The sequence below is a fragment of the Dietzia sp. NCCP-2495 genome (genome assembly GCF_026011735.1).
GTDB lineage: Bacteria > Actinomycetota > Actinomycetes > Mycobacteriales > Mycobacteriaceae > Dietzia.
Map to the genome: position 1 here is coordinate 134010 of NZ_BRVN01000004.1, position 23265 is coordinate 157274.

A 23265-nucleotide genomic window follows, 5' to 3' on the forward strand; every position below is an offset into this window, starting at 1 on the left:
ACCGGTGTTGTCAACATCACAATGCCGTTCCGCCGATCCCGGGAGCCCCTCGTCGTGACCGCCACCCCGACGCACCGCCACGACCCCGCCGCACCGCTGAGGGTGCCGGAGCCGGGCTCCCGACGTGCAGAGATCGCCCTGGTGGCGGCAGAGGAATTCTCGCGTCGCGGCTATCACGCGACCCGCGTCGAGCACATCGCCGAGCGACGGTCGGTCACGGCCGGCGCGCTGTACCGCCACGTCCCGAGCAAGTACGAGATGTTCCGCGATGCCGTCGCCACGCTGGCCGCTGAACTCGACGTGGCGTCGTCGTCCCCCGCCGGCCCCGGGGCGGACGGCACACCCGGCGCAGGCGGCGCTCCCACACCGAACCGCTCCCCCACGCCGCTCGGGGACCTCGTCGCCTCGATCACCCGCATGACGCTGCGTCACCGCACGCGCGCGGCCCTCTACCGGTGGCAGAGTCGCTATCTCACGGCGGAGGACCGCGCCGCGGTGAACGAGGTGGACGCGAGGGTGCGGCGCCGGCTCGCCGACGCGATCAAGGAAGAACGACGACGACAACGACCACACACCGACGGGACCCGCGCACCGGGCGCGGGATCGGCCGCGGCGGCGATCCTGTCGTGCATCGCCTCGCTGGGCCATCACCGGATCGCGGTCCCGGATGCCGACGTCGTCGCTCTCATGACCTCGATCGCAGACGAGCTCGCGTTGGCGGTGCCGCCCCCGCGCCCGGACCCGGCCAGCGATCCCGTGCCGGAACAGAATGTGGCGCCGGCCCGGACACTTCCGCCGCCTGACGCGACACCGTCGACACCGGCCCCATCCCGCCTCCGCGGCGGTGCTGCCACCCGCGAGGCAGCGATCGTCGCCGCGGTCGCCCGGTTCCGCTCGCAGGGCTACGAGTCAGTGACGATGGAGGCGATCGGCGCCGACGTCGGCGTGGCGGCCTCCGCGCTGTACCGGCACTTCCCCGGGAAATCCGCACTACTCCTGGCCGCGGTCGACCGCACCGCGCAGCTGGTGGAGGAACTGCTGGACGATCACGCCGTACTCGACGCCGCCGGCCTTGGCGCAGACACCGGAACCGACTCCGAGCCGGGAGATCTGCTCGCCGCCCTGCTGGGCCAGTACGTCTCTATCGCGTTCTCCCACGGGCCGGACCTCATGCTCTACCACTCGGAGCTGGGCTCACTCGCCCCTGAGGACCTCGCGCGACTGCGGCAGTCCCAGCGCCGGCAATTGCACCGGTGGGCGAGTCTGGTCGTCCAGGCGACGCCAGCCACCCCGGACACCCCGGCCGCACCGGGCGCACCCCGTTCCGACGGCCGCCCCGAGGCCGAGTCCCTCGCCCGCATCCGCGTCCACGCCGCACTCGCGGCGGTGCTCGACGGCGGTCAGGGCACGGCATTCGATGAGGCCGTGGCTCCGCGTTTCGAACAGTTGGCCGGGATCATCCTCATCCCACACTGACCGGCCGCCATCGGCGGAGACCTGGACGGGCCGGGACTGCGGAGGTCGTGTGAACCGTCCGCGGCCTCGCACCCGGTATCAGCGACCTAGGCGCCCCCGTGCGGAACGGGACAGCCCCCGACCGCGCCACCGTGCGGCACGGGGCACCCGCCGGCCCCCGCCCGGTCCCTCGGGATGATGGGATGCGCCCCCAGGTCCGCGGGCCGGTATCCGTTCGGGTAGCCGGGGTAGGTCCGGTTCTCTGTCCCCTCCGTACTCAACGCCCGTCGGCGAATCGGGAACCATCGGATGACGCGCGACCGTGCCCGGATGGCGGCGTAGGCGGCATTCCGCAGTCGAGGCGACGGCGCCGGGAAGCCGAACGCGCGGGCCATGTCGTCGTCGAGGATCGACATCACCCCCTTGCGCACCGCCGGCCGGATCGGCTTCGGGAACCACGAACACATGAGCTCGAGCGTGTACGTACCGATCTCGTGGTTGGTGTCCGCGTAGCGGAACACCCGTGCCTCGTAGTCGTCCCGCCACCGCCGGAACTCCGCCATGTCCTCGGGGATATCCGCGATGTTCATCCGGTTGCCCACCGCTCGGTAGAAATTGAAGGCGGCGAGTCGCTCGTTCGGGTGCAGGCGGCGCCACCCGTGGGCGTCGATCCACTCGAGTGGCTCGTAGATGAACGTCGAGAGCACGTACAGCATGTCGTCGTTGGTGATGTCGTACATGGAGTGCTGCCGGTTGATCACCCGCAGCGACTCCTTGCCGCGGGTCGAGTCGTACCCGTACTCCACGAGCTCAGCCATCAGCAGTGCCGTGTCGTCGTATCGCTGCTGCGGCTTGTCCCTGAAATTCCCCGCCTCCGACAGCACAGCCGAGACCGACGGCACGCAGTACGTGCGGTACAGCGCCAGCTCGAGCGCCCGTTGGTAGTCCCACGGGAACTCGTACGCGGCGGTGATGCGGTGGATCTCGGCTGCGTCCGCCACAGGGTCGAGGGTGGCGACCAGGTCCCGCCAGTAAAAGCGCCCGCCCCTGCGCGGGGCATGTGCGGTGAGCGGGTGCGCCCGGTCAGCGTCGATCACCATGTCGGTGGGGATCGGTCCGAAGACCCCGGGAACCGTGGGCTTCGACGAATCCGCCGTGGTCGTCGTGGTCGACGGCGACGGCGACGTGGGCGTCTCCTCCGCGGAACGGTGAGGGGTGGTGGCGGTCATGTCAGATCACAACTTTCCCTGAACGTTGGTGAGCATCCACTTGACGATCTTGATGTCGCGCGGCTTGCGGGTCATGGTCATGAGATTGAGCGGGGCCGAGAACTTCTCGACCGTGATCGAGCGCGGGCGCGCGAACTCCCGCAGGCCGTCGGCGCCGTGGATGCGGCCGAAGCCCGAGTCACCCGAACCGCCGAACGGCAGCGCCGCGATGCCCGCGAACGCGAGGAACGAGTTGACCGACACCATGCCGGCGTCGAGCTTCTCCGCCAGGGCCAGGCCGCGCTTTTTGTCGCCCGTGAAGATCGCGCTGCCGAGCCCGTAGTTGACCGCGTTGGCCTTCTCGACGGCCTCCTCCAGGTCGCCCACCTTGTTGATCACGACGGTCGGACCGAAGGTCTCCTCGGTGATCGCGGTCGAGTCCTCGGGGACGTCCACCAGCACGACGGGCTCGACGACCCGCTCACCCACGGACTCCTCGCCACCGACCACGGCCCTGCCGCCTCGCGCGAGTGCGTCCTTCACGTGGCGCCGGACGATGTCGACCTGCGTCGGCAGGGTCATGGGGCCGTAGCTCGCATCGTCGGCGACACCCGGAGTCAGCGCGCGGACCTTGGCGGCGAACTTGTGGACGAACGCCTCGTGGACGTCCTCGTGCACGTAGATCCGCTCGACACCCGCACAGGTCTGGCCGGCGTTTCCCATGGCACCGAACACGGTCTGATCGGCGGCGGCGTCCAGATCCGCATCCTTGTCGATGAGCACGGCGTCCTTACCGCCGCCCTCGATGACGACGGGAGTGAGGTTCTCGGCACACGCGGCCATGACCTTGCGGCCGGTCGCGGCGGACCCGGTGAAGGCCAGCTTGTCGACGCCGGACGTGCACAGCGCGGCGCCGGTCGAGCCGTCGCCGGTGATGGTCTGGATGATCGAGTGCGAGGCTCCGAGGGAATCCCAGACCTCGGCGAGCCACACGCCGACCCCCGGGGTGAGCTCGCTCGGCTTGAACACGACCGCGTTCCCGGCCGCCATCGCATACGACAACGTGCCCATCGGCGTGAAGACCGGGTAGTTCCACGGACCGATCGCGCCGACCACGCCGAAGGGCTGGTACTCGACGTACGCGGACTGGTTGGACATGAGCAGGCCGGCCGAGACGGAACGACGACGAAGGACCTTGTTCGCGTTCTTGGCCGCCCACTCCAGATGGCCGACCGCGAGCATGACCTCGAGCGTGGCGTCCTCGTCGGGCTTGCCCGTCTCCAGCGAGATCAACGAGGCCAGCTCCTGGGCACGGGAGGCGATGGCCCGCTTGTACTCGAGCAACCACTCTCGACGACCGCGCGGTCCCTGGGTCGCCCACCACCGCGACGCCGCCCGCGCGCGCTCGACGGCCAGCGCCACCTCTTCCGGACCCGCGATGGGGTACTCGGCGATCACACTTCCGTCACGCGGGTCCAGGCTGGCGAAGGTGGGGCCGGTCTTGCTCGGCTCGGTCGTGGTCATCGGTGGGGCCTCCCGTTTCAGATCACATATATTTGATGTAGCGTACGGTGATACCGGCCACACTAGTCCACCGCGGCCGATCCTGACACCCCCAAACACCACGACGGAAGGTCACACGTGTTCGACATCCTCACCGAAGAGCAGCGAGATTTCGCCGCGTCGATCGACGACTTCTGCGCCCGGGAGGTGGGCAGCGTCGAGAAGCGCGCCGAGCTCACCACCGAGGGCGGGACCCACTCCCCCGAGATCTACGCCAAGATGGCCAAGCTCGGCTGGCTCGGACTCACCGTTCCCGAGGAGTACGGCGGCTCCGCCGCCGGCGCGGTGGAACTGTGCCTCCTGCTCGAGCACTCCCTGCGGGGCCTGGCGCCCATCGGCGGCATCGGCCCCACCCTGATCACCGCCGCCGCGTACCAGAAGTTCGGCTCCGAGGAGCAGCGCAAGCGCGCTCTCGAGCTCACCGTGGGCGGCGGCACGCTGTCCATCTCGATGTCCGAGCCCGGCGCCGGCTCCGACGTCGCCGCCCTGCGCTGCAAGGCCGAGCGGGACGGCGACGAGTGGGTGATCAACGGCCAGAAGACGTGGTGCTCCAACGCCCACTTCGCCGACCGCATCCTGCTGGTCGCCCGCACCGACTCCTCGGGCAAGAAGCACGAGGGCATCACGATGTTCGACGTCCCGGCCGACATCGACGGCCTGCAGATCACCGGCATCGAGACCATGGGCGGCAAGGAGGTCAACGACCTCTACTTCACCGACGTCCGCCTGCCTGCCGACGCCGTCGTGGGCGAGGTCGGCGGCGGCTGGAGCCAGCTCATGACCGGGCTCAACACCGAGCGGCTCATCCTCGCCGCGATGCAGCTCGGCGTGGCCCAGCGCGCGTTCGACGACTGCCTCAAATTCATCCGCGAGCGCGAGCAGTTCGGACGCCCCGTCGGCTCCTTCCAGGTGATCCGCCACCGCATGGCCGACCTGGCCACCGAGATCGAGGCCACCCGCCTCCTCATCTACGCCGTGGCCAAGAAGGTCGACGACTCCAACCCGGAGGACCTCTTCCCCCGGGAAGCCTCCATGGCCAAGCTCAAGGCCACCGAGCTGAGCAAGCGCGTCACGCTCGAGTGCATGCAGTCCATGGGCGGCTACGGCTACGCCACCGAGTACGGCATGGAGCGACTCGTCCGCCAGGCCGTGGTCTCCACCATCTACGGCGGCACCAACGAGGTCCAGCGCGACATCATCGGAAAGACGCTCGGCCTGTGAGCGCCGACGGAGTCGCCTCGAAGCTCGCCGCCGAGCGCGCCACCGAGGCCCCTTCCGAACTCGCCGCTGACCTCGCAGCCGAGCTCGCGGAGATCCGCGCGCTCGACACCGTCCCGTCCGAGCGGGTCTCGGCCCTATGGGACCGCCTCAGTCCCGCCCGCGTCGACGACATCGCCGGCAGTCGCTGGAAAGGCACCGGCCTGGACACCGGGCACCCGATGTTCGCCATGCTCGGACAGATGCGGTGGTGGGGCAAGGACTTCACCGACGCCCGCAAGGTCGACCCCATCCTCGTCACCGACGACTCCGGCGACGTGGTCCCGGATACCTCAGCGACGGGCGGTGGCGGGGCATCACTGTGGGAGGTCTCGTTCCGGGGACGCCCGACCGCGTCCATGGTGTACGACCGGCTGCCGGTGATCGACCACTTCGTCGTCGTCGACACCACCACCGATCCCACCACCGGCGCGTCACGGCCGTCCACCCTCCTCGCGGTGATGAACGGACGCGGCACCGTCTCCGACGGCGAGCACTTCTGGTTCCTCCTCGACCGGGAGGACTGACCGCCGCCCGGGCGGGCCCGGCGTCGAGAATCGGGGGGTTCTCGAACCCGGCCCGCCCACGGAGCGATTCGGCGCGGGATCGGCTGCGCCGCACGACGCACGGCCGCACAATGGGCACATGTCTCCCGCCGATCGACCTATCCGCATCGCCGTCCAACTCCAACCGCAACACTGCCCCGACTACGGACAGCTGCGCGACGCCGTGGCCAGGTCCGAGGACGCGGGCGTGGACGTGGTGTTCAACTGGGACCACTTCTATCCCCTCTACGGCGAACCCGACGGCGCCCACTTCGAATGCTGGACCCTGCTCGCCGCGTGGGCGCAGCAGACCGAGCGCGTGGAACTCGGCGCGCTCGTGACCTGCAACAGCTACCGCAACCCCGACCTGCTCGCCGACATGGCCCGCACCGTCGACCACATCTCCGGCGGACGCCTCATCCTGGGCCTGGGCAGCGGGTGGTTCCAGCGGGACTACGCCGAATACGGCTACGAGTTCGGCACCAAGGGCTCGCGACTCGACGACCTCGGTGGGTCGCTGGAGCGGATCGAGAAGCGATTCTCCGCGCTCAACCCGCCCCCCACGCGCGACATTCCCGTCCTGCTCGGCGGCGGCGGTGAACGCAAGACACTGCGGCACGTCGCCCGGCACGCCGACATCTGGCACTCGTTCGTCGACGTGGAGACCTACCGGCACAAGGCGCAGGTGCTCGCGCGGCACTGCGCTGACGTGGGGCGCGATCCTGCGGAGATCGAACGGTCCACCGAGATCGGCGGCGCGGCCTCGCCGGACGACGCGCGGCGGACCGCGGAGGCGCTCCACGCCGAGGGGATCACGCTGTTCACCGTCGGACTGAACGGTCCCGACTACCCACTCGACCTGGTCGAACCGCTGGTCGCCTGGCGCGACGGGCGCTGAATTCGCCTGGCGCGACGGGCACCGAGCCCGCTGGGGCCGGGCGCTGGGCCCCTTCGGGGGCGGAGGCTCAGAGGCCCTTGACCGCGCGATCGGCCCGGCGCCACGCCCGGTACGTCAGCCAGGACAGGACGAGCATCCCCAGCAGGACCACCGACGCCAGCATCGACGGCCGGCCGGTGGCGATCAAGCCGACCGCGTTGACCACCGCGAGCAGCGTGAAGAAGCCGACGAACCCGGCGAGCATCTCCAGACGCTGACGGGTCGCCAGCGCGTCGGCCCCACCGCGCCCCGTGCCCCGTGCCACGCCCCGATCAGCTCTTCAGGCCGCCGGCGGTGAGGCCGGAGACGATGCGCCGCTGGAAGATCAGCACCATGATCACGAGCGGGATGGTCACGAGCGCGCCGGCCGCCATGATCGCTGCATACGGCTGGGTGAACGGGTCGTTCCCGGCGAAACGGGCGATGGCGACGGTGACCGGCTCGGTGGACTGGTTCGACAGCTGACTGGAGAGCATGAACTCGTTCCAGGTCATGATGAACGCCAGGATCGCCGTGGTGAACAGGGCCGGCGCGGCCAGCGGCAGGATGATCTTCATGAACGCCTGACCGCGGGTGGCGCCGTCGACACGAGCCGCCTCCTCGAGCTCCCACGGCAGGTCGTTGAAGAACGACGTGAGCGTGTAGATCGTCAGCGGCAGGGCGAACGAGACGTTGGGGATGATCATCGCCTGGTAGCTGCCGATCCAGCCGATGTCCGTGAACAGCTGGAACAGCGGCGTGACCAGGGCGACGCCGGGGAACATCGACGCCGCCAACACCACGCCCGAGACCAGGAACTTGCCCCGGAAATCGACGCGGGCCAGCGCGTAGGCGGCGAACACGCCGAAGATGATGGCCGCGAGCGTGGTGACCACGCTGATGAGGACGGAGTTGCCGATCGCCGCCAGGAAGTCGTTGCCGCCAGAGGTGTCGAGGGCCTGCTTGAAGTTGGCCATCGTCAGGTGCGACGGGAACGGGTTCTTCGAGAACGTGTGGACGTTGTCGCGGAACGCGGTGACGACCATCCAGTAGAACGGCGCCAGGCCCCACACGAGGATGAACAGGGCGCCGAGGTAGGTGCGGATCTGCGGCCAGATCGGCTGCCGGGGAGCGGCGATCGGGGGGCGCTCGGCGCCGGACCGGGTCGTGGATGCGGTGGGAGCGCTCACCGGATCTCCTCCTTCTTACCGGTACGGTCCTCGACGACATTGGCGCCGAGCCACTTCACCATGACGAACGCCACGGCGAATATCAGCAGGAACACCAACGTGGACAGAGCGGACGCGCTGTTGAACGCGCCGGTCCGCATCTGGTTGACCACGAGCTGCGAGATGGTGGCCGTGGGTGAGCTGGAGTTGGCGCTGATGAGGATCACCGGCAGGTCGTACATGCGCAACGCGTCGAGCGTGCGGAAGAGGATCGCGACCATGAGCGCGGGGCGGACCAACGGGAGGGTGATCTTGACGAACTGCTGCCACTTGGTGGCGCCGTCGACACGGGCCGCCTCGTAGACGTCCCCGGGGATCATCTGCAGGCCGGCGAGGATGAGCAGTGCCATGAACGGCGTCGTCTTCCACACGTCCGCGATGATCACGGCGACCTTCGAGTAGAAGGGGTCGGTGGTCCAGGCGATGTCGCGCCCCAGGATCGAGTTGACGATGCCCTCGGGGGAGAAGATGAACGCCCACAGCTTGGCGGTGACCGCGGTGGGGATGGCCCACGGCACGAGGACCGCTGCACGGAGGAGGGCGCGGCCCCAGATGTTGCGGCCCATGACCACGGCCATCCAGAAACCGAGGACGGTCTCGATGGACACGGTGACGACGGTGAACATCGCAGTGTTGCGCATCGCCGGCCAGAAGTCGGTGGCGATGTTGCCGGGGGCACACGGCACGGAGACGCCGCTGTTGCTCGTACAGGTCTGGTTGAGCCAGTAGATGTAGTGCGAGAGCGTGCCGAACGCGCCGTCCTCGAACCGTCCGGTCTCCGGATTGAGCCCGGCGTCACCGACGAACGACAGGTAGACCGCGCGCACGATCGGATAGCCGATGACGATGGCGAGGATGACCAGCGGCGGGCCGACCATCCACACCGGGCGCCAGTCGAACTTCTTCTTGACGAGCACCGGCGGGGAATCCGACGTCCGCCCGTCACCCGGCGGGGAAGCATGACCCGTCGAGAATTCCGGGATCTGGGCTGTCATCGTCCCTCCTGCTCTCGAAGTGATGCGGTGCGCGGACGACGAACCGGCCGGCACACGGGATCGTATACCCGTGCACCGGCCGGTCGACGACGGTCCGGCGAAGTGGGCCGGGGCTCACGGGCCCCGGTCGCCACGTCAGAACCGTCGATCTGTCAGTTGCCGGCCTGCTGGATGGCCGCGGCCATGTCTGTCGTGGCCTGCTCGACGTCCTTCTCACCCTTGAGCGCGGCGTGCGTGTTGTCCTGCACGGCCTTGGAGACGGCCGGGTAGAACGGGGTCACCGGACGCGGCTTGGCCGCCTCGAGCGCCGCCTTGAGCGCCGTCATGTACGGGAACTCGGCCTGCAGGGCCGGGTCGTCGTAGATCGAGGCCAGCACCGGCGGGAACGACGCCTGCGCGAAGCCCATCTGGACGTCCTCGCTGATGATGAAGGAGACGAAGTCGACGGCGGTCGCTTTGTTCTCCGAGTAGACGTTGATGGCGTTGTTGTAGCCACCGAGGGTCGACGCACCGGCGCCCTCCGGGCCGACAATCGGCGCGACGTCGAAGTTATCCGCGACCTCGGGGCCGGCCTCGGTCTTGGCCTTGTCGTACATGTACGGCCAGTTGTACGAGTACATGGTCTCGCCGCCGAGGAAGCCGAGCGCGGTCTCCTCCTCCGAGAAGGCGTCGGTCTTCTTGGCGATGACGTCGTCCTGGTAGCCGTCGACGAGGGCCTGCAGGCCGGCGCGCGACTGCTCGGACTCGACCTCCGGGGTGGCACCGTCCTCGCCCACCACGGAGCCGCCCCAGCTATTGATGAACTGGCTCGCCGCCACGGTGGCCTGCTCGCCGAGCTTGAGCGGCATCTGGAGGCAGTCGACGTTTCGCTCGACCGCGACGTTGCACGAGTCGACGAGGGCCTGCCAGTTGGCGGGGGCCTCGGGAACCATGTCGGTGCGGTAGTACAGCAGCTGCGCGTTGGTGTTCTGCGGCACGGCGTAGAGGGTGCCGTTGTAGGTGGCCGACTCGACCGCGGCCGGGATCAGCCCGGAGGTGTCGACGGAGGTGTCACCCTCGATCGCCTGGACCCAGCCGTTCGCGGCGAAGTGCGCGGTGTCGGTGATGTCGAGGGCGAACACGTCGTAGTCGCCGCTCTCGGCCTGGAGCGACTGGACCAGCGTGTCACGCTGGGCGTCGGCGTCGCCGGGCAGCTCGTGGAGGGTGACCTGCTCGTCGGGGTGCTCGGCGTTCCACTGCTCGACGGCGGGCTCGAGCGTCGCGATGTCGTTCTTGCCCATCGCGAAGGTGATGGGACCGCGCGAATCGGTGCCGGACTGAGCCTGCTCGTCCGAGGCGGCGGAGTCGCCACCGTCACTCGAACACGCCGTCACCGAGAGCGCCACGATCGAGGCGACCGCCGCTCCCTTGAAAATCCTGCCGAATCCGGCCATGTGCATTCTCCTACTGTCATGTCTCGACGCCCCCGCCGATGCGTATGGGCGGGATCAGCGATCCGTCATGGTTGTGACTCACATCTCACTGAGGACCAGCTGAGCGTATCCCACTTGCCAGCCGCCATTTGGAAGCCCCGCCACACGGGCGAACATGGTCGAGATCCAATCATGAAACATCAGTCACACAAGACACTCTAACAACATCAACATCAGTGTGACACCTCTCACCCCAGGCATGTTCCGCACTAGCTGTCGAGGTGGATAGTTAGGTTAGGCTGCCCTCATGAGTGTGAAGCGCATGAAGCCGGACCACGCCACGACCATTCCCGTCACCCTGTCCGCCCGCGCAGAGGTGAGCCCGTCCTTCCTCCGACTGACGGTCACCGGTGCCGACCTGGACAGCTACCAGCCGATGGGAGCAGACCAGTGGTTCCGCCTGTTCCTGCCCTCCGGTGGCGGACTAGCCGCGGACGTCGCCGGAGACACCGGTAACGCAACCGGAACCGGGGTCGGGGCAGGTGAACCCAGGACCCTGCCCGACATGAGCCTGCGCAGTATCGCCAGCTACACGCTCACCCGGCCGTCCCGCAGGCCACTCATCCGCAACTACACGACGGTCGACTTCCGACCCGGCGACCCCGCCGCCGGGCGTGCCACCGCAGAACTCGACTTCGACGTGTACGTGGACGACTCACACGAAGGACCGGGCCTGACCTGGGCACGCGATGCACCCCTCGGATCCGCCGCCGCGCTCCTCGACGAGGGCCGACTCTATGCCCCGCCCGAGGACTCCACCTGCGAGCTCCTGGTCGGCGACGAATCCGCCCTTCCCGCCATCGCCGGGATCCTGTCCGGCGCCCCGGAGACGATGACCGGGCTCGTCGTCGTCGAACTCGGGAACACCAACGACATCCGCGACCTTCCCCGGCCCTCCGGCGTCGAGGTGGTGTGGACAGAACGAGGAGACACCGAGCCCGGCGCCGGCGCGCTCGCCGAGGTCCGGCGACGCGGAGCCCCGGCCGACCTGAGCTACGCCTACCTCGCCGGCCCGTCGTCCATGGTCACCGGACTGCGGCGGTTCCTCGTCCGCGACTGCGGCGTCGCCAAGGACCTCGTGTCCTTCACCGGGTACTGGCGCTGAGCGAACGCCCGTAGGCAGCGCGGGCGGTCGCGTCAGCGCAGGCGGGTGAATCAGCGCAGGCGGTCGCCCGTCTCGGCGTCGAAGAAGCGCACCTGCCCCTCCTGCGCGACCAGACTGACCTGGTCGCCCTTGCGGGGATGATCGGTCGACTCGGCGCGGTAGACGAGCGGATTACCGTCGGGCGTGGAGCAGTGCAGGTAGCTGTCCGCGCCGAGCTCCTCGACCAGATCCACCACCGCGGACATGCCCTCTTCGCCCGCCGTCGTCAGGCGCAGGTGCTCGGGCCGGACCCCGATGGTGACCGTGCCGTGCGCCCCGGCGGGCACGGGATTGCGCATGCCGTCGAGATCCACGACGCCGTCCACGACACGCGCGTCGAAGAGGTTCATCGCCGGGGAGCCGATGAAGCCGGCGACGAACGCGTTGCCCGGGTTCTCGTACAGCTCACGCGGCGAATCCACCTGCTGCAGGACCCCGTCCTTGAGCACCGCCACCCGGTCGCCCATCGTCATGGCCTCGACCTGGTCGTGGGTCACGTACAGCATCGTCGTGTGCAGCTCACGCTGCAGCTTGGCGATCTGGGCACGGGTGGCCACGCGCAGTTTGGCGTCGAGGTTGGACAGCGGCTCGTCCATGAGGAAAACCTGCGGATTCCGGACGATCGCCCGGCCCATGGCCACGCGCTGACGCTGGCCGCCCGACAGTTCCTTGGGCTTGCGGTCGAGGTACGGCACCAGGTCGAGCATCTCCGCGGCCTTCTGGACCCGCTCGGCGATCTCCGACTTGGGCTTCTTCGCCAACTTGAGCGCGAAACCCATGTTCTCGCGGACCGAGTAGTGCGGGTACAGCGCGTAGTTCTGGAACACCATCGCGATGTCGCGGTCCTTGGGCTCGAGGCCCGTGACGTCCTTGCCGCCGATCGTGATCCGGCCAGCGGCCACTGGCTCGAGGCCGGCGAGTGACCGAAGGATCGTGGACTTGCCGCAGCCCGACGGGCCCACCAGAACGAGGAACTCGCCGTCCTCTATACGGAGATCCAGGCCGTCCACGCTGGGGCGGGACGCCCCCGGATAGACGATGGACACGTTCTCGAAACTGACACCGGACATCGCTGACTCTTCCCTCCACCGGCAGGAACGTGCCGGACGATCCGAAATATAAGGGTGACCACGTCGACTGTAGCGACCGGCCGGAGAGTTCACCTGCACTGTGCCCGTGGTTCATCAGTTGGTGGCCGCATCTCTGCCGCCCCGACTCCCTGAGTTCCTACGGTCGCAGCGATAGCTCAGCCGTCTCATGGCCAGTACCGCACTTGCTCTCAGGGAGAAATATGTCGATCCGCAACCTGCTTCCGCTCACGACCTCCGGCGGTGCCGCTCCCGGCATCTCCAACCGCCAGCACATCACCTGCCTCTACAAGTGCGGTGACCAGTGTTCCCAGCCGGTGCCCAACACCACCGACAACCCGTACTTCGGTGACATCGCCGCCGGCATCAGCCGTCGCGGCGTGCTCAAGGCGGCCGGCGTCATGACGCTCGCCGCGGGTGCCACGCAGATGCTCCCCTCCACCGCCGCCGCGCAGATCTCCGGCCCTCTCGGGTCCCTCGGCGGCGCCGCGGGCTCGCTCGGTGCGACGGTCGACACCACGTTCACGCCGGTCGCACCCAACACCGACGACGCCGTGAGGGTGCCCGCGGGCTACCGCAGCGACGTGGTGATCCGCTGGGGCGACCCCGTCCTGCCCGGCGCCCCGGAGTTCGACTTCGAGAACCAGACCGCCGCCGCCCAGGCCATGCAGTACGGATACAACTGCGACCTCGCGGTCATGTTCCCGATGGACGACCGTGACGACCGGTTCCTGTTCATCGTCAACCACGAGTACACGACCGAGCCGTCGATGTTCCGTGGCTACGACGAGGCCGCCCCGACCCGCGAGCAGGTCGAGATCGCCTGGGCCGCCCACGGCCTGACCGTGGTGGAGCTGGCCGCTCGCCCGACCGACGGCGGCCTGAGCCCGGTGATGGGCAGCTACAACCGCCGCATCACGGCCACGACCCCGTTCGAGCTGCGCGGCCCCGCCGTCGGCGCCCTCACCCGCACCGCGGCCGACTCCACCGGCTCCCGCGTGCTCGGCACCCTGAACAACTGCGCCGGCGGCCACACCCCGTGGGGCACCGTGCTGTCAGGCGAGGAGAACTTCAACCAGTACTTCGGCACCGCCGGTTCCGTCACGGACGCCGCCCGCCTCGAGGAGCTGCGCCGCTACGGAATCGCGGCCGAGCCGTCCGGACGCCTGTGGGAGAACTTCGACTCCCGCTTCGACCTGGCCGCCGAGCCGAACGAGGTCCACCGCTTCGGCTACGTCGTGGAGGTCGACCCGTGGGATTCCACCTCGACCCCGGTGAAGCACTCCGCGATGGGCCGCTTCAAGCACGAGGGAGCCAACATCCACGTCACCGCGGACGGCACGGTGGTGGCCTACTCCGGCGACGACGAGCGCTTCGACTACCTCTACAAGTTCGTCTCCAGCCGCAAGATCAACCCCGGAAAGACTGCCGAGGCCCGCCGCGAGAACATGCGGATCCTCGACGAGGGAACGCTCTACGTGGCCACCTTCACCGGAAACTCCCCGGAAGCCGAGATCGACGGCAGCGGCACGCTGCCCACCGACGGCGCGTTCGACGGCACCGGGACGTGGCTCCCGCTGATGACGGTCGCGGCCGACGGCAAGGCCGTCTCCCACGTGCCCGGCATGACCCCGGAGCAGGTCGCGGTGTTCACCCGCGTGGCGGGCGACAAGGTCGGCGCCACCAAGATGGACCGCCCGGAGGACGTGGAGCCCAGCCCCACGACAGGCAAGGTCTACATGGCACTGACCAACAACAGCCAGCGCGGCACCGCCGGCAAGGCAGCGGCCGACGAGGCCAACCCGCGCCACAACAACAAGCACGGTCAGGTCCTCGAGCTCACCGACGATCACGCGGGCACCGGCTTCGGCTGGAACCTGCTGCTCGTCTGTGGCGACCCCGCTGCGGCCGACACCTACTTCGGCGGGTTCGACAAGACCAAGGTCAGCCCCATCTCCTGCCCGGACAACCTGGCGTTCGAACCGGCCGGCGGCCTGTGGGTCTCCACCGACGGCAATGCGCTCGGCTTCAACGACGGCCTCTACTCGGTGGCCACCTCGGGCGCGAACCGCGGCGAGACGAAGCTGTTCCTCACCGTGCCGATCGGCGCCGAGACCTGCGGCCCGCTCGTCACGGATCACCGCGTGATCGTCAACGTCCAGCACCCGGGCGACAAGGACGGCGCCACGATCGAGGCCCCCGCTTCGCACTGGCCCGACGGCGGGACCTCGCAGCCGCGTCCGTCGACCGTCGTCGCGTGGCGCGAGGGCTACCTCGGTGCGATGGGCTCGCTGGCGGGCGGTTCGCTCGGGAGCTGACCCCCGTCTTGCCGGACGCTGACCCGGTAGGGCGACCGCGCTCGGCGCACGGCCGGCCCGGTCGCCCTCGGCGCACGGCCGGCCCGGTCGCCCTCGGCGCTCTTTTTGACGCCGTCACGGCGGGAATCTGGCCCGGATCCCGCCGTGACGGCGTCAAGAATCGCCACCATGGCGGCAAGCTTGAGGGCTGGCGAGGGGGCCGCGCCCGGGGAGGGCGACATGTAGGCGCCGACCCGTTCAAAGCGAGGGGGTCCGGCTCAACCCGCGAAGGGATCCGGCACGACCCGCGAGGGGCCCGATTCAACCAGCGAGGGGGTCCGGCTCAACCCTCGAGCAGGTTCAGCTCAGCACGCAAGCGAGCGCAACTCAGCCTGAGAGCGCGGCCTGCTCGCGTTCGTGGTCGAGACTGCGCTCGTCAGCCAGTTCTCGCTCGCGGGCCAGACCTCGCTCGACAGTGGCGGCGATCGACGCGGCCACGCCTTCCGGGTCGTCCGACATCGGCACGTGCCCGTCGCGGGACACCTCGATCCTGGCCTGCGGGAACAGCAGTGACGCCAGCCTGCGCTGGGCAACCGGGAGAACGAGGTCGAACCTGCCCCAGCGAATGGTCAAAGGCATGTCCTCGTCGACGGGCGCGGAGAACACGAATGCGCGGCGGTCGGCGCGGTCGAGGACGGTGTTGGTGATGATCGCCTCGCCGTCGATCGCCGCGGCTTCTGCCGGGTATTTCCAGGGCCGGGTGCAGAACGCGCCCATCAGGACGGCGCGTCCGGCCGCCCGCTGCGATAACGCGGGGATGTAGCGGCTGACCCTGCCGGCGGTCTTCTGCAGGCTGTGGAAGACCATGAGGGTGTACTTCCAGTCGGCATTCGAGCGGAAGAACCCGGCGGGCGAGAGTGCGGTGGCGCTGTGCGCGTGGCCGCGAGCCGCCATCTCCAGCGCGAGGAACCCGCCGAGGGAGTTGCCGGCGATATGCGCGCGCTCCCCGGGCTCCAGGATGCCGTCGAGCAGGGTCGTGAGCTGGTCGACCATGTATTCCAGCGGGTCACCGTCGATTGGGAGGTCCGGCGAGTTCCCGTGCCCCGGCAAGTCGACGATCACCAGCCGGTACCGGTCGGCGAGCAGCGGCACGACGGGATCCCAGGCGTGTCCGCGGTGGCAGACCCCGTGGATGAGGACGATCGTCGGGCCGGTCCCTGTCACGCGGTGATACAGATCCATCGCTTAAGTATCACTCATGTGCCGGGGTGACGCCCCACGACGGGAAAAGTTCGTGCTTACATTCGGGTCGACGTGGTTTCGGGGGAAGCCGGTGTCGAGGGGGCTGGAGTAGATGGAGACGACGACGACGGGCGGACCCGCAGTCGCCCATACCCGGGCAGAGGTGGATCTCCACGTCCTGGACCCCGGTCCCGACCTGGGGCTGGCGACCCAGTTCCGTCCGATCATGTTGCGGCTGGACCTGTTGGTCCGCCGGCAGAACTCCCAGTACGCCCTGAGTCGCGCCCAGACATCGATCCTCCATACGCTGGCCTGCCACGGCCCGCTCAGGATGTCCGATCTCGCCCGGCTCGAGAACGTGCGTGTCCCCACGACCAGTAACTCGGTGAGCGTCATCGAGTCGATGGGCTATGTGGAGCGTGTGCCCGACGAGGCGGACCGCCGCGGTGTGTTGGTGCGGCTCACCGACCTGGGCCGGGACTGCATCGAGAAGGTGCTGCAGGACCGCGACCGGGACTTCGCCGGTCACCTGGCCGCGCTGAGCCCCGAGCACCGAGACCGGCTCGCGGACGCGGTGCCAGCCCTCACCTCGCTGCTCGACGCATTCGACAGCGAGTAGGACGCGACGGACCGGCGAGTAGGTCTCGCTCGATCGCGAACTGGCGGACCACGCCGTTTCCCCGGCGCGAATAGGCGGTCGATCGCTGCGACCGACCGGGCCGCCGCGATCGACCCGCTTCCCCGGGGCACGGAGGTGGACTTCTCCCCGCACCCGGTGCGACTAGCCTCGGCGGACATGAGCACTGTCGTCATCACCGGCGCCTCTCGCGGGATCGGCGCCGCCACCGCCCGCGCCCTGTCCGCCGACCACGACCTCGTCCTGGTAGGCCGCGATGCCGACGCCCTGCGGGCCGTCGCCGGGGACTGTCGCTCCGCCCGGGTCGTGACCGCCGACCTCACCACCGCCGACGGTCCCGCTCTGGCCGCCGCCGGGATCGCCTCCCTCGACGGGCTCGTCCACTGTGCCGGGATCGCCGAGCTCGGGAGGATCGCCGACTCCAGTGCTGACCAGTGGCGTCGCTCGTACGAGGTCAACGTGGTGGCGGTGGTCGAACTCACCCGCGTCCTGCTCCCGGCGCTGCGCGCGGCGAGCGGCCACGTCGTCGTCGTCAACTCCGGCGCCGGACACACCGCCAAGGCTGGCTGGGCCGCCTACGCCGCCTCCAAGTTCGCGGCGCGCGCGGTGACCGACGCACTGCGCGAGGAGGAACCGACCCTGCGGGTCACCTCCGTCCACCCTGGCCGCGTGGACACAGGAATGCAGCGCGCGATCGTCGCCGGTGAGGGTCGGGAGTACGACCCCCGCGCGTTCCTGCGCCCGGAATCGGTGGCCACCGCCATCCGGCAGGCGCTCGAGGCGACCGACGACGCGCACCCCACCGAGGTCGTCCTGCGGCCGCGGCCTCACTGACCTCCACCCCGGCACCTTTCACCAACTCTGACCGCCGACGCAGGCGACCTCCGACGACCCGACACCCACTCGCGCCGATCGGCGCACCCCGGGCCCGCGCGTGTCGTAATGTGAACACCATCATGACCAGCCCGAACACTCCCTCGCGCATCACCGTGATCGGCGCCGGCAACGTGGGCTGCTACCTCGGCGGCCGGCTGGCCCGATACGCGGACGTGACCCTCGTCGGGCGCGCGCACGTGCTCGACCCGATCCGGGCCGTCGGCCTGACCGTCGAGTCGCGTGACGGAGGCGTCGACCGGCTCCACATCGCCCCGCACGAGCTCACGCTGACCGAATCGTGCGAGTCGGTCCGGTTGGCCGACGTGGTGCTGGTGTGCACCAAGGCCGGCGACACCGCGGCCGCCACCAGCGAGTTCGCGCCCTACCTGCGACCCGGTACGCTGGTCGTGGGCCTGCAGAACGGGCTGCACTCCGCGGACTCGATCCGCGACGGTGTGGACGGCTCCCCCGTGATCGCCGGGGTCATCCCGTTCAACGTCGCCCGGACCGGGCCCACCACCTTCCGGCGCACGTCGGCCGGTGAGGTCCGCATCGGTCGGCACCCCAAGGCTGGTCGCCTGCTGCGCGTGCTCGGAGAATCCGGACTGGCCGCACGATCGAGTGAAGACATCCAGGCCGTCCTCCACGGAAAAGTGCTGCTCAACCTCAACAACGCCGTGCAGGCACTGTCCGGCCTGCCGCTACGTTCCGAGCTCCTCAACCGTGACCTGCGACGCTGCGTGGCGATATGTCAGGCCGAGGCCAACCGGGCCTTCATGGCGGCCGGTGTCGTGCCCCAGGTGCCGATCGCGGTTCCGGCCCGAGTGTTGCCCGCCGTCCTGCGGCTGCCGACCCCGGTGTTCACCGTGCTGGCCCGAGCCATCCTGCAGGTCGATGCCGACGGCACGTCCTCCATGCACGACGACCTCTCCCGGGGACGACCCACCGAGGTGGACATCCTCCAGGGCGAGGTGGCGCGGATCGCGCGGCGGGTCGGGCAGCACGCCCCGGTCTGTGAGCGCGTCGTCGAGTTGGTGCACGAGGCCGAGAAGGCCGGCGAGCAGCGTCGTCGCTGGACCGGAGCCCAGCTGTTGGCCGAGCTCCGGAGGGCGCAGCTCCGCGCGAACCGGGCGGCACGGGCCGCGAGCAGGTAAGGGCTCGGGCAAGAGCTCGTCAGTCCTCGTATCCGATCGAGAACGCGGCCTCGAGATCGTGCTTGGACTGGGCACGGAACGCGATGTGCGTCTCCGTCTCCGTCACGCCGGGCACCTTGTTGAGCCGGTCGGAGACGATGTCGGCGATCTGCTCGTTGTGGCGGGCGCGCACCAGCACGATCAGATCGATGGTGCCGGTGACGGAATAGACCTCGGAGACACCGTCGATCTCGGCGATCGCGGAGGCCACCTCGGGGATCCGCGCTGTCTCGGCGTGGACGAACACGATTGCGGTGATCATGCGACCCAGGCTAGTCGAGCACGCGGCGCACCCACCGTGGGATCCGTCCCTGCCGCGCGGTACCGAGGCCGGGACCACCCGGGATTTTATCTGACTACGTATGTTGTTAAATGAGCCACGTGGCGGCCTGCGCACGAGTAGCTTCTGCGGAACCCGGACGGCCTGGGAGGCACGACACACGAAGGGATTCCCCCATGGACCTGTTCCTGCAGAGCGTCGGTTCGGCCGGCGACGTGCCGGTTCTCAGCTTCCTGCTTGCCGGCGTCGCGGCGGTATTCGACGTGGCGTCCTCCGCCTCCTGACCTCGCTCGGTCTCCGCACACCTCCGCCGAACCCACACCCACACCCACGCCCACGCCCACGCCCACGCCGACGAAATCCGCTACTCCCCCTGTAGATCTGCTGCCCTTCGGCGGGTAGCGGATCCGCAGCGGGAGTAGCGGATTTCGTGCGTGAGCGGGCCCACGTGGGCGGGCCGACGCCGTCAGCTCATGTTCTCTGGCCCCCAGAAGGCGCGCATCGAGGTGACCTTGCCCTCGTCGTTGTGGATCATGTGGTCCCACACGTTGATCGTGGCCGAGTTCTCGGCGTCGAAGTGCGTGGTGATCTCGAAGTTGAACAGTAGCTCGTTGCCGCAGGCGCGAGCCTCGAGCACCTTGCCGTCGATTTTCAGCGCCACGACGCTGGCGTAGAACTCGCGCACCGCGGCCGCGCCGGTGTGGATGGTGCCGCCGCCGACCGGGTCCTCGACGGTGGCGTCCTCGGCGTAGAGGGCCATGACGGCGTCCAGGTCACCTGCCTCGAGGGCTGCGATGTAGGAATCGGCGGTGGCGCGGATCTGTTCGGGTGACACGCTCATGGGTGGGGACCTTCCGGTGACGACGACGACAACTTCAACAAGGTGCCCCCAGCGTAGAACGTGTTCTCGTTCTGTGGGTTCATCCCGTCCGTTTTACTGCCTGCTTCGACCGCTGCCCGCCACGTCCACTGCCCGTCTCGACCGCTGCCCGCCACGTCCGCTGCCCGCCGGGACCACCCTTCTGCCGCTTGCACGGCCCGGGCGGTATCACGCCGCGTCGTCGGGAGTCCGCACCAGGCAGTACAGGTCGGTCCGCAGGTCGGCGGGGTCCATGTCGGGCGACGGCTCGGTCACGTAGCTCTCCCAGAACGGGATCCCGGGCGCCCGGCCCATCGCGCCGATCTCTCCGAAGAACTCGCCCCACGCCCGACCCAGCCCGTCGAATCCGCCGAGGTGGCTGGTCACGGCAACCTCGCCGGCGGGGATCACGGACGCCACCAGTCGCATGCCGTCGATCTCCACCGCATCGTCGTCGAGCTGCTCGATCAGCGGCCCGTCCAGGGGAAACCCGATTTCCACGTCCGCAGCGGCGTCGGGGCCGTCGGTCAGGCGCGTGTACAGGGCAAACGCGGGCCCGGCGGGCGTGAGTCCCTGCTCAAAGGCGGCGGGAAAGAGTTTTCCGAACACCGCGTCGAACAGCCCCGCGATAGTAGCCATCGGCACGTCAGCGGCCTGCACCACTGTCGGCACGGCCGGCGCGCGCAGGATCCGCACCCCGTCGACGGGCTCGGCGCCGAGCGCCGGGTAGCCGCCCGGCGCGTTCTCGGCGGCCGCGGGGCCGCGCCCCACGGAGGTGCCGTCCGGAGCGGTACCGTCCGGGTCCGCGGGTGAACCGTCCGGTGACGGATGTGACGACGACGACATGGTGTGCCTTCTTCCAGTGACGGATACCTGATTCCCAGTGTGCGCCCATTTCCCACCTCACCCCCGACCTTTGCCTCTCGCGAGGCCCGGCCTGCCCGGCCACGGCGGGACCGACCGGTGCGGATGCATGATCGGTCGGTGAGGCGGACACTCGGGGCATGTCCACGTATCGATTCCGCACTCCGGACCGGACCATCGAACTGGGCGAGTTCGGCACCGCCCAGGAGGCACTCGAGGCCGCGGTCGACCTCCACCGCGCCGGCAACGACGCCGACGGCCACGACGGCGGCCACCACGACACCGCCCGCCGCGACCGGGACTCCGCCCCCACCGACGGCACCCTCGAGGTGCAGGTGGGAGGCGAATGGCATCCGGTGGACCTCGAGGGGGACATGGCGTGAGCGACCACGTTCAGTGCGCGACCTGCGGCGTCGAACGGGCCCGGCCGCTGCCCGAGGTGTGCCCGATCTGTGCTGATGAGCGCCAGTTCGTGCCGCGCTCCGGGCAGCGGTGGACGGGTCCCGCCGAGGCCGCTGAGCGTGGTGCCCGGCTGGAGTTCGTCGATCTCGAGCCGGGTGTCGTCGGCGTGACGCAGCGCGACTGCCCGGGTATCGGCCAAAAGCCCGCACTCATCCGGACCGAGCACGGAAACGTGATGGTGGAGGCGCCGAACTTCATCGACGACGCGGCCGTGTCCGCCGTGCGCGAGTTGGGCGGCATCTCGGCGATCATCGCCTCGCATCCGCACATGTATGGACTGCAGTCGGTGTGGTCACGGGCGTTCGGCGACTGCCCGGTCTACGTCTCCGCCGCCGATGAGCACTGGCTCGGGGTGCGCCCCACCAACACGGTGGTCTGGGAGGGCCGCCGGGCGGAGATCGAGATTCTGCCCGGCGTGCGGGCCAGCCAGCCGGGCGGACATTTCCCCGGCAGCGCGGTGGTCCACTGGACGGCGCCGGATGGTCGCGGGGTGCTGTTCAGCGGGGACACGATCGGGGCGACCGCCGATCCCCGCTGGGTGACCTTCATGCGCTCGTTCCCCGTGTGGATCCCGCTGTCCGGGTCGGTGGTGCAGCGGATCGCCGATCACGTCGAGCGGTACGAGTTCGATCGGCTGTACGGCAACTTCGGTTCCGGCATTCCCGATGGTGCGCAGGACGCGGTCCGGCGTTCGGCCGAGCGCTACGCGGACTGGGTCGGCGGCCGGTACGATCACCTCACCTGACGGTCTCGGCTCCGAATCCAGGACGAGGGCCAAGGCAAGAGCCGGGCCGTGGCCACCGGCCGGGACCCGTGCGGATTCAGCCCTGATCGCGGGCCTTCGCCTCTGCCAACTTCCTCACCTGCGACAGCCGATCGTCCCAGCCGCGTGAAACCGCTCCGAGTAGGTCCGAGACTTCTCGAATGCGAGCCGGGTCGACACTGTGCACGCGTCGCCGCTGTTCGGTACGCACGGTCACGAGCTCTGCGTCGACCAGTTGACCCAGGTGTTTGGCGACAGCCTGGCGGCTCACCCCGAGTTCGCGGGCAACGGCGCCGGCATCGTCGGGCTGCTGCACCAACCGGACCAAAATCCGGCGGCGGGTCCGGTCCGCCAGCGCGGCAAAAACGTCGTCGGCTTCGTCGGTGAGAAGTCCCGCGGCGACATCGTGGCTCACAGGGTTCACGTCGCTCCCTCGGCGCGTCGACGGGCCACGTCGAGTTCGATTCCCCAGCCTTCAGAATTCTCTTCGAATCGCCTCCGCCGCTCGATCGCGTCCGCGTCAAGGGCGGCGAAGCCGGTTTCCTTGACCGTCAGCACCACGCCGTCTCCGTCCGGGCGGATGGTGAACTCGACCGTGTTGGCGGGCGTGTCCTCGAGGGCTCCCACCTTGCCTCCCAGCCATCGGAAGACCGCGCGGTGCGGAGGATCCAGTTCAACCGTGCCGATGTGGAACTCCCCGTGGACGGGGTCGACGACCCGGGAAACGTCACCATCGGTGGTGACCTCGTGGTCTGTCCATTCTCCGTCGTTGATGAACCATCCGGGCTCGGAGACGATGTCCCACACAGTGGCCGCATCAGCCGCGATGTGGATGCTGCGTGTGATCTCGTCCGGCACGTCCTCGGTGGTCACCTGTGCGTCTGCATCGGTCATGTCCTCGCACCTCCTGCCGCCAACGG

Annotated in this window: 24 protein-coding genes; 11 read left to right on the forward strand and 13 right to left on the reverse strand. The window is 69.2% G+C overall.

Annotated features, from left to right (window positions below; translation table 11 throughout):
- Positions 1-54 precede the first annotated feature (54 nt).
- Entirely contained in the window at positions 55-1476 is a 1422-nt protein-coding gene (locus OPF83_RS06045; protein WP_264886342.1) for a TetR/AcrR family transcriptional regulator, read from the forward strand.
- 86 nt (positions 1477-1562) lie between these two features.
- On the opposite strand, the gene OPF83_RS06050 is transcribed toward OPF83_RS06045, so the two are convergent.
- Positions 1563-2555, reverse strand: coding sequence for an oxygenase MpaB family protein (locus OPF83_RS06050; protein WP_264886344.1), 993 nt, complete (start codon positions 2553-2555; stop codon positions 1563-1565).
- 135 nt (positions 2556-2690) lie between these two features.
- Positions 2691-4187 (reverse strand): aldehyde dehydrogenase family protein, encoded by a 1497-nt coding sequence (locus tag OPF83_RS06055; protein ID WP_264886346.1) that lies wholly within the window; start codon positions 4185-4187, stop codon positions 2691-2693.
- Positions 4188-4304: 117 nt separating this feature from the next.
- Here OPF83_RS06055 and OPF83_RS06060 point away from each other — a divergent pair, with 117 nt between their 5' ends.
- The 3 genes from OPF83_RS06060 (at position 4305) to OPF83_RS06070 (ending at position 6926) form a co-directional block, all read left to right on the forward strand.
- Positions 4305-5447: an acyl-CoA dehydrogenase family protein gene (locus tag OPF83_RS06060; protein WP_264886348.1), complete on the forward strand. Its 1143-nt coding sequence runs from the start codon at positions 4305-4307 to the stop codon at positions 5445-5447.
- Positions 5444-6010, forward strand: coding sequence for a DUF4334 domain-containing protein (locus OPF83_RS06065; RefSeq protein WP_264886349.1), 567 nt, complete (start codon positions 5444-5446; stop codon positions 6008-6010). The genes OPF83_RS06060 and OPF83_RS06065 overlap by 4 nt, the downstream gene beginning before the upstream one ends.
- A 118-nt stretch (positions 6011-6128) precedes the next feature.
- Entirely contained in the window at positions 6129-6926 is a 798-nt protein-coding gene (locus OPF83_RS06070) for an LLM class F420-dependent oxidoreductase (RefSeq protein ID WP_264886350.1), read from the forward strand.
- A gap of 67 nt (positions 6927-6993) precedes the next feature.
- On the opposite strand, the gene OPF83_RS06075 is transcribed toward OPF83_RS06070, so the two are convergent.
- From OPF83_RS06075 to OPF83_RS06090, 4 genes are all read right to left on the reverse strand, one after another.
- Entirely contained in the window at positions 6994-7230 is a 237-nt protein-coding gene (locus tag OPF83_RS06075) for a hypothetical protein (RefSeq protein WP_264886458.1), read from the reverse strand.
- Between the two features lie 7 nt (positions 7231-7237).
- Complete coding sequence (locus OPF83_RS06080; protein ID WP_264886447.1) at positions 7238-8083, reverse strand: carbohydrate ABC transporter permease; 846 nt, start codon at positions 8081-8083, stop codon at positions 7238-7240.
- Between the two features lie 47 nt (positions 8084-8130).
- A complete protein-coding gene (locus tag OPF83_RS06085) occupies positions 8131-9051 on the reverse strand; it encodes a carbohydrate ABC transporter permease (protein ID WP_264886448.1) in 921 nt (306 codons plus the stop codon).
- Positions 9052-9320: 269 nt separating this feature from the next.
- Positions 9321-10601: an ABC transporter substrate-binding protein gene (locus OPF83_RS06090; protein ID WP_264886351.1), complete on the reverse strand. Its 1281-nt coding sequence runs from the start codon at positions 10599-10601 to the stop codon at positions 9321-9323.
- Between the two features lie 286 nt (positions 10602-10887).
- On the opposite strand from OPF83_RS06090, the gene OPF83_RS06095 reads away from it, so the two are divergent.
- Complete coding sequence (locus OPF83_RS06095) at positions 10888-11745, forward strand: siderophore-interacting protein (protein ID WP_264886353.1); 858 nt, start codon at positions 10888-10890, stop codon at positions 11743-11745.
- A 50-nt stretch (positions 11746-11795) separates the two neighbouring features.
- On the opposite strand, the gene OPF83_RS06100 is transcribed toward OPF83_RS06095, so the two are convergent.
- Complete coding sequence (locus OPF83_RS06100; RefSeq protein ID WP_264886354.1) at positions 11796-12854, reverse strand: ABC transporter ATP-binding protein; 1059 nt, start codon at positions 12852-12854, stop codon at positions 11796-11798.
- Between the two features lie 221 nt (positions 12855-13075).
- Between OPF83_RS06100 and OPF83_RS06105 the strand changes: the two genes are divergently transcribed.
- The gene (locus OPF83_RS06105) at positions 13076-15190 is read left to right on the forward strand and encodes a PhoX family phosphatase (RefSeq protein ID WP_264886355.1); all 2115 of its coding nucleotides are present in this window, start codon (positions 13076-13078) and stop codon (positions 15188-15190) included.
- Positions 15191-15556: 366 nt separating this feature from the next.
- On the opposite strand, the gene OPF83_RS06110 is transcribed toward OPF83_RS06105, so the two are convergent.
- Positions 15557-16411, reverse strand: a complete 855-nt coding sequence (locus OPF83_RS06110) for an alpha/beta fold hydrolase (RefSeq protein WP_264886356.1) — start codon at positions 16409-16411, stop codon at positions 15557-15559.
- A 112-nt stretch (positions 16412-16523) separates the two neighbouring features.
- Between OPF83_RS06110 and OPF83_RS06115 the strand changes: the two genes are divergently transcribed.
- The 3 genes from OPF83_RS06115 to OPF83_RS06125 all read left to right on the forward strand — a co-directional run bounded on the left by OPF83_RS06115 (position 16524) and on the right by OPF83_RS06125 (position 19078).
- Positions 16524-17030 (forward strand): MarR family winged helix-turn-helix transcriptional regulator, encoded by a 507-nt coding sequence (locus tag OPF83_RS06115; protein WP_309297745.1) that lies wholly within the window; start codon positions 16524-16526, stop codon positions 17028-17030.
- 177 nt (positions 17031-17207) lie between these two features.
- On the forward strand, positions 17208-17882 hold the full coding sequence (locus OPF83_RS06120) for an SDR family oxidoreductase (RefSeq protein WP_264886357.1): 675 nt from the start codon (positions 17208-17210) through the stop codon (positions 17880-17882).
- Positions 17883-18004: 122 nt separating this feature from the next.
- Positions 18005-19078 (forward strand): 2-dehydropantoate 2-reductase, encoded by a 1074-nt coding sequence (locus tag OPF83_RS06125; protein WP_264886359.1) that lies wholly within the window; start codon positions 18005-18007, stop codon positions 19076-19078.
- A 19-nt stretch (positions 19079-19097) separates the two neighbouring features.
- On the opposite strand, the gene OPF83_RS06130 is transcribed toward OPF83_RS06125, so the two are convergent.
- The 3 genes from OPF83_RS06130 to OPF83_RS06140 form a co-directional block, all read right to left on the reverse strand.
- The gene (locus OPF83_RS06130) at positions 19098-19379 is read right to left on the reverse strand and encodes an Lrp/AsnC family transcriptional regulator (RefSeq protein ID WP_264886360.1); all 282 of its coding nucleotides are present in this window, start codon (positions 19377-19379) and stop codon (positions 19098-19100) included.
- Between the two features lie 484 nt (positions 19380-19863).
- A complete protein-coding gene (locus tag OPF83_RS06135; protein ID WP_264886361.1) occupies positions 19864-20238 on the reverse strand; it encodes a nuclear transport factor 2 family protein in 375 nt (124 codons plus the stop codon).
- A 207-nt stretch (positions 20239-20445) separates the two neighbouring features.
- A complete protein-coding gene (locus OPF83_RS06140; protein ID WP_264886362.1) occupies positions 20446-21102 on the reverse strand; it encodes a GyrI-like domain-containing protein in 657 nt (218 codons plus the stop codon).
- Positions 21103-21260: 158 nt separating this feature from the next.
- Between OPF83_RS06140 and OPF83_RS06145 the strand changes: the two genes are divergently transcribed.
- Both OPF83_RS06145 and OPF83_RS06150 read left to right on the forward strand, forming a co-directional pair.
- On the forward strand, positions 21261-21503 hold the full coding sequence (locus tag OPF83_RS06145; protein WP_182633635.1) for a hypothetical protein: 243 nt from the start codon (positions 21261-21263) through the stop codon (positions 21501-21503).
- Positions 21500-22327, forward strand: a complete 828-nt coding sequence (locus OPF83_RS06150) for an MBL fold metallo-hydrolase (protein WP_264886366.1) — start codon at positions 21500-21502, stop codon at positions 22325-22327. The genes OPF83_RS06145 and OPF83_RS06150 overlap by 4 nt, the downstream gene beginning before the upstream one ends.
- A 76-nt stretch (positions 22328-22403) precedes the next feature.
- Here the strand turns inward: OPF83_RS06150 and OPF83_RS06155 are convergent, their stop codons facing one another.
- On the reverse strand, positions 22404-22769 hold the full coding sequence (locus OPF83_RS06155; protein ID WP_264886367.1) for a metalloregulator ArsR/SmtB family transcription factor: 366 nt from the start codon (positions 22767-22769) through the stop codon (positions 22404-22406).
- The gene (locus OPF83_RS06160) at positions 22766-23239 is read right to left on the reverse strand and encodes an SRPBCC family protein (protein ID WP_264886368.1); all 474 of its coding nucleotides are present in this window, start codon (positions 23237-23239) and stop codon (positions 22766-22768) included. The genes OPF83_RS06155 and OPF83_RS06160 overlap by 4 nt, the downstream gene beginning before the upstream one ends.
- Positions 23240-23265 lie beyond the last annotated feature (26 nt).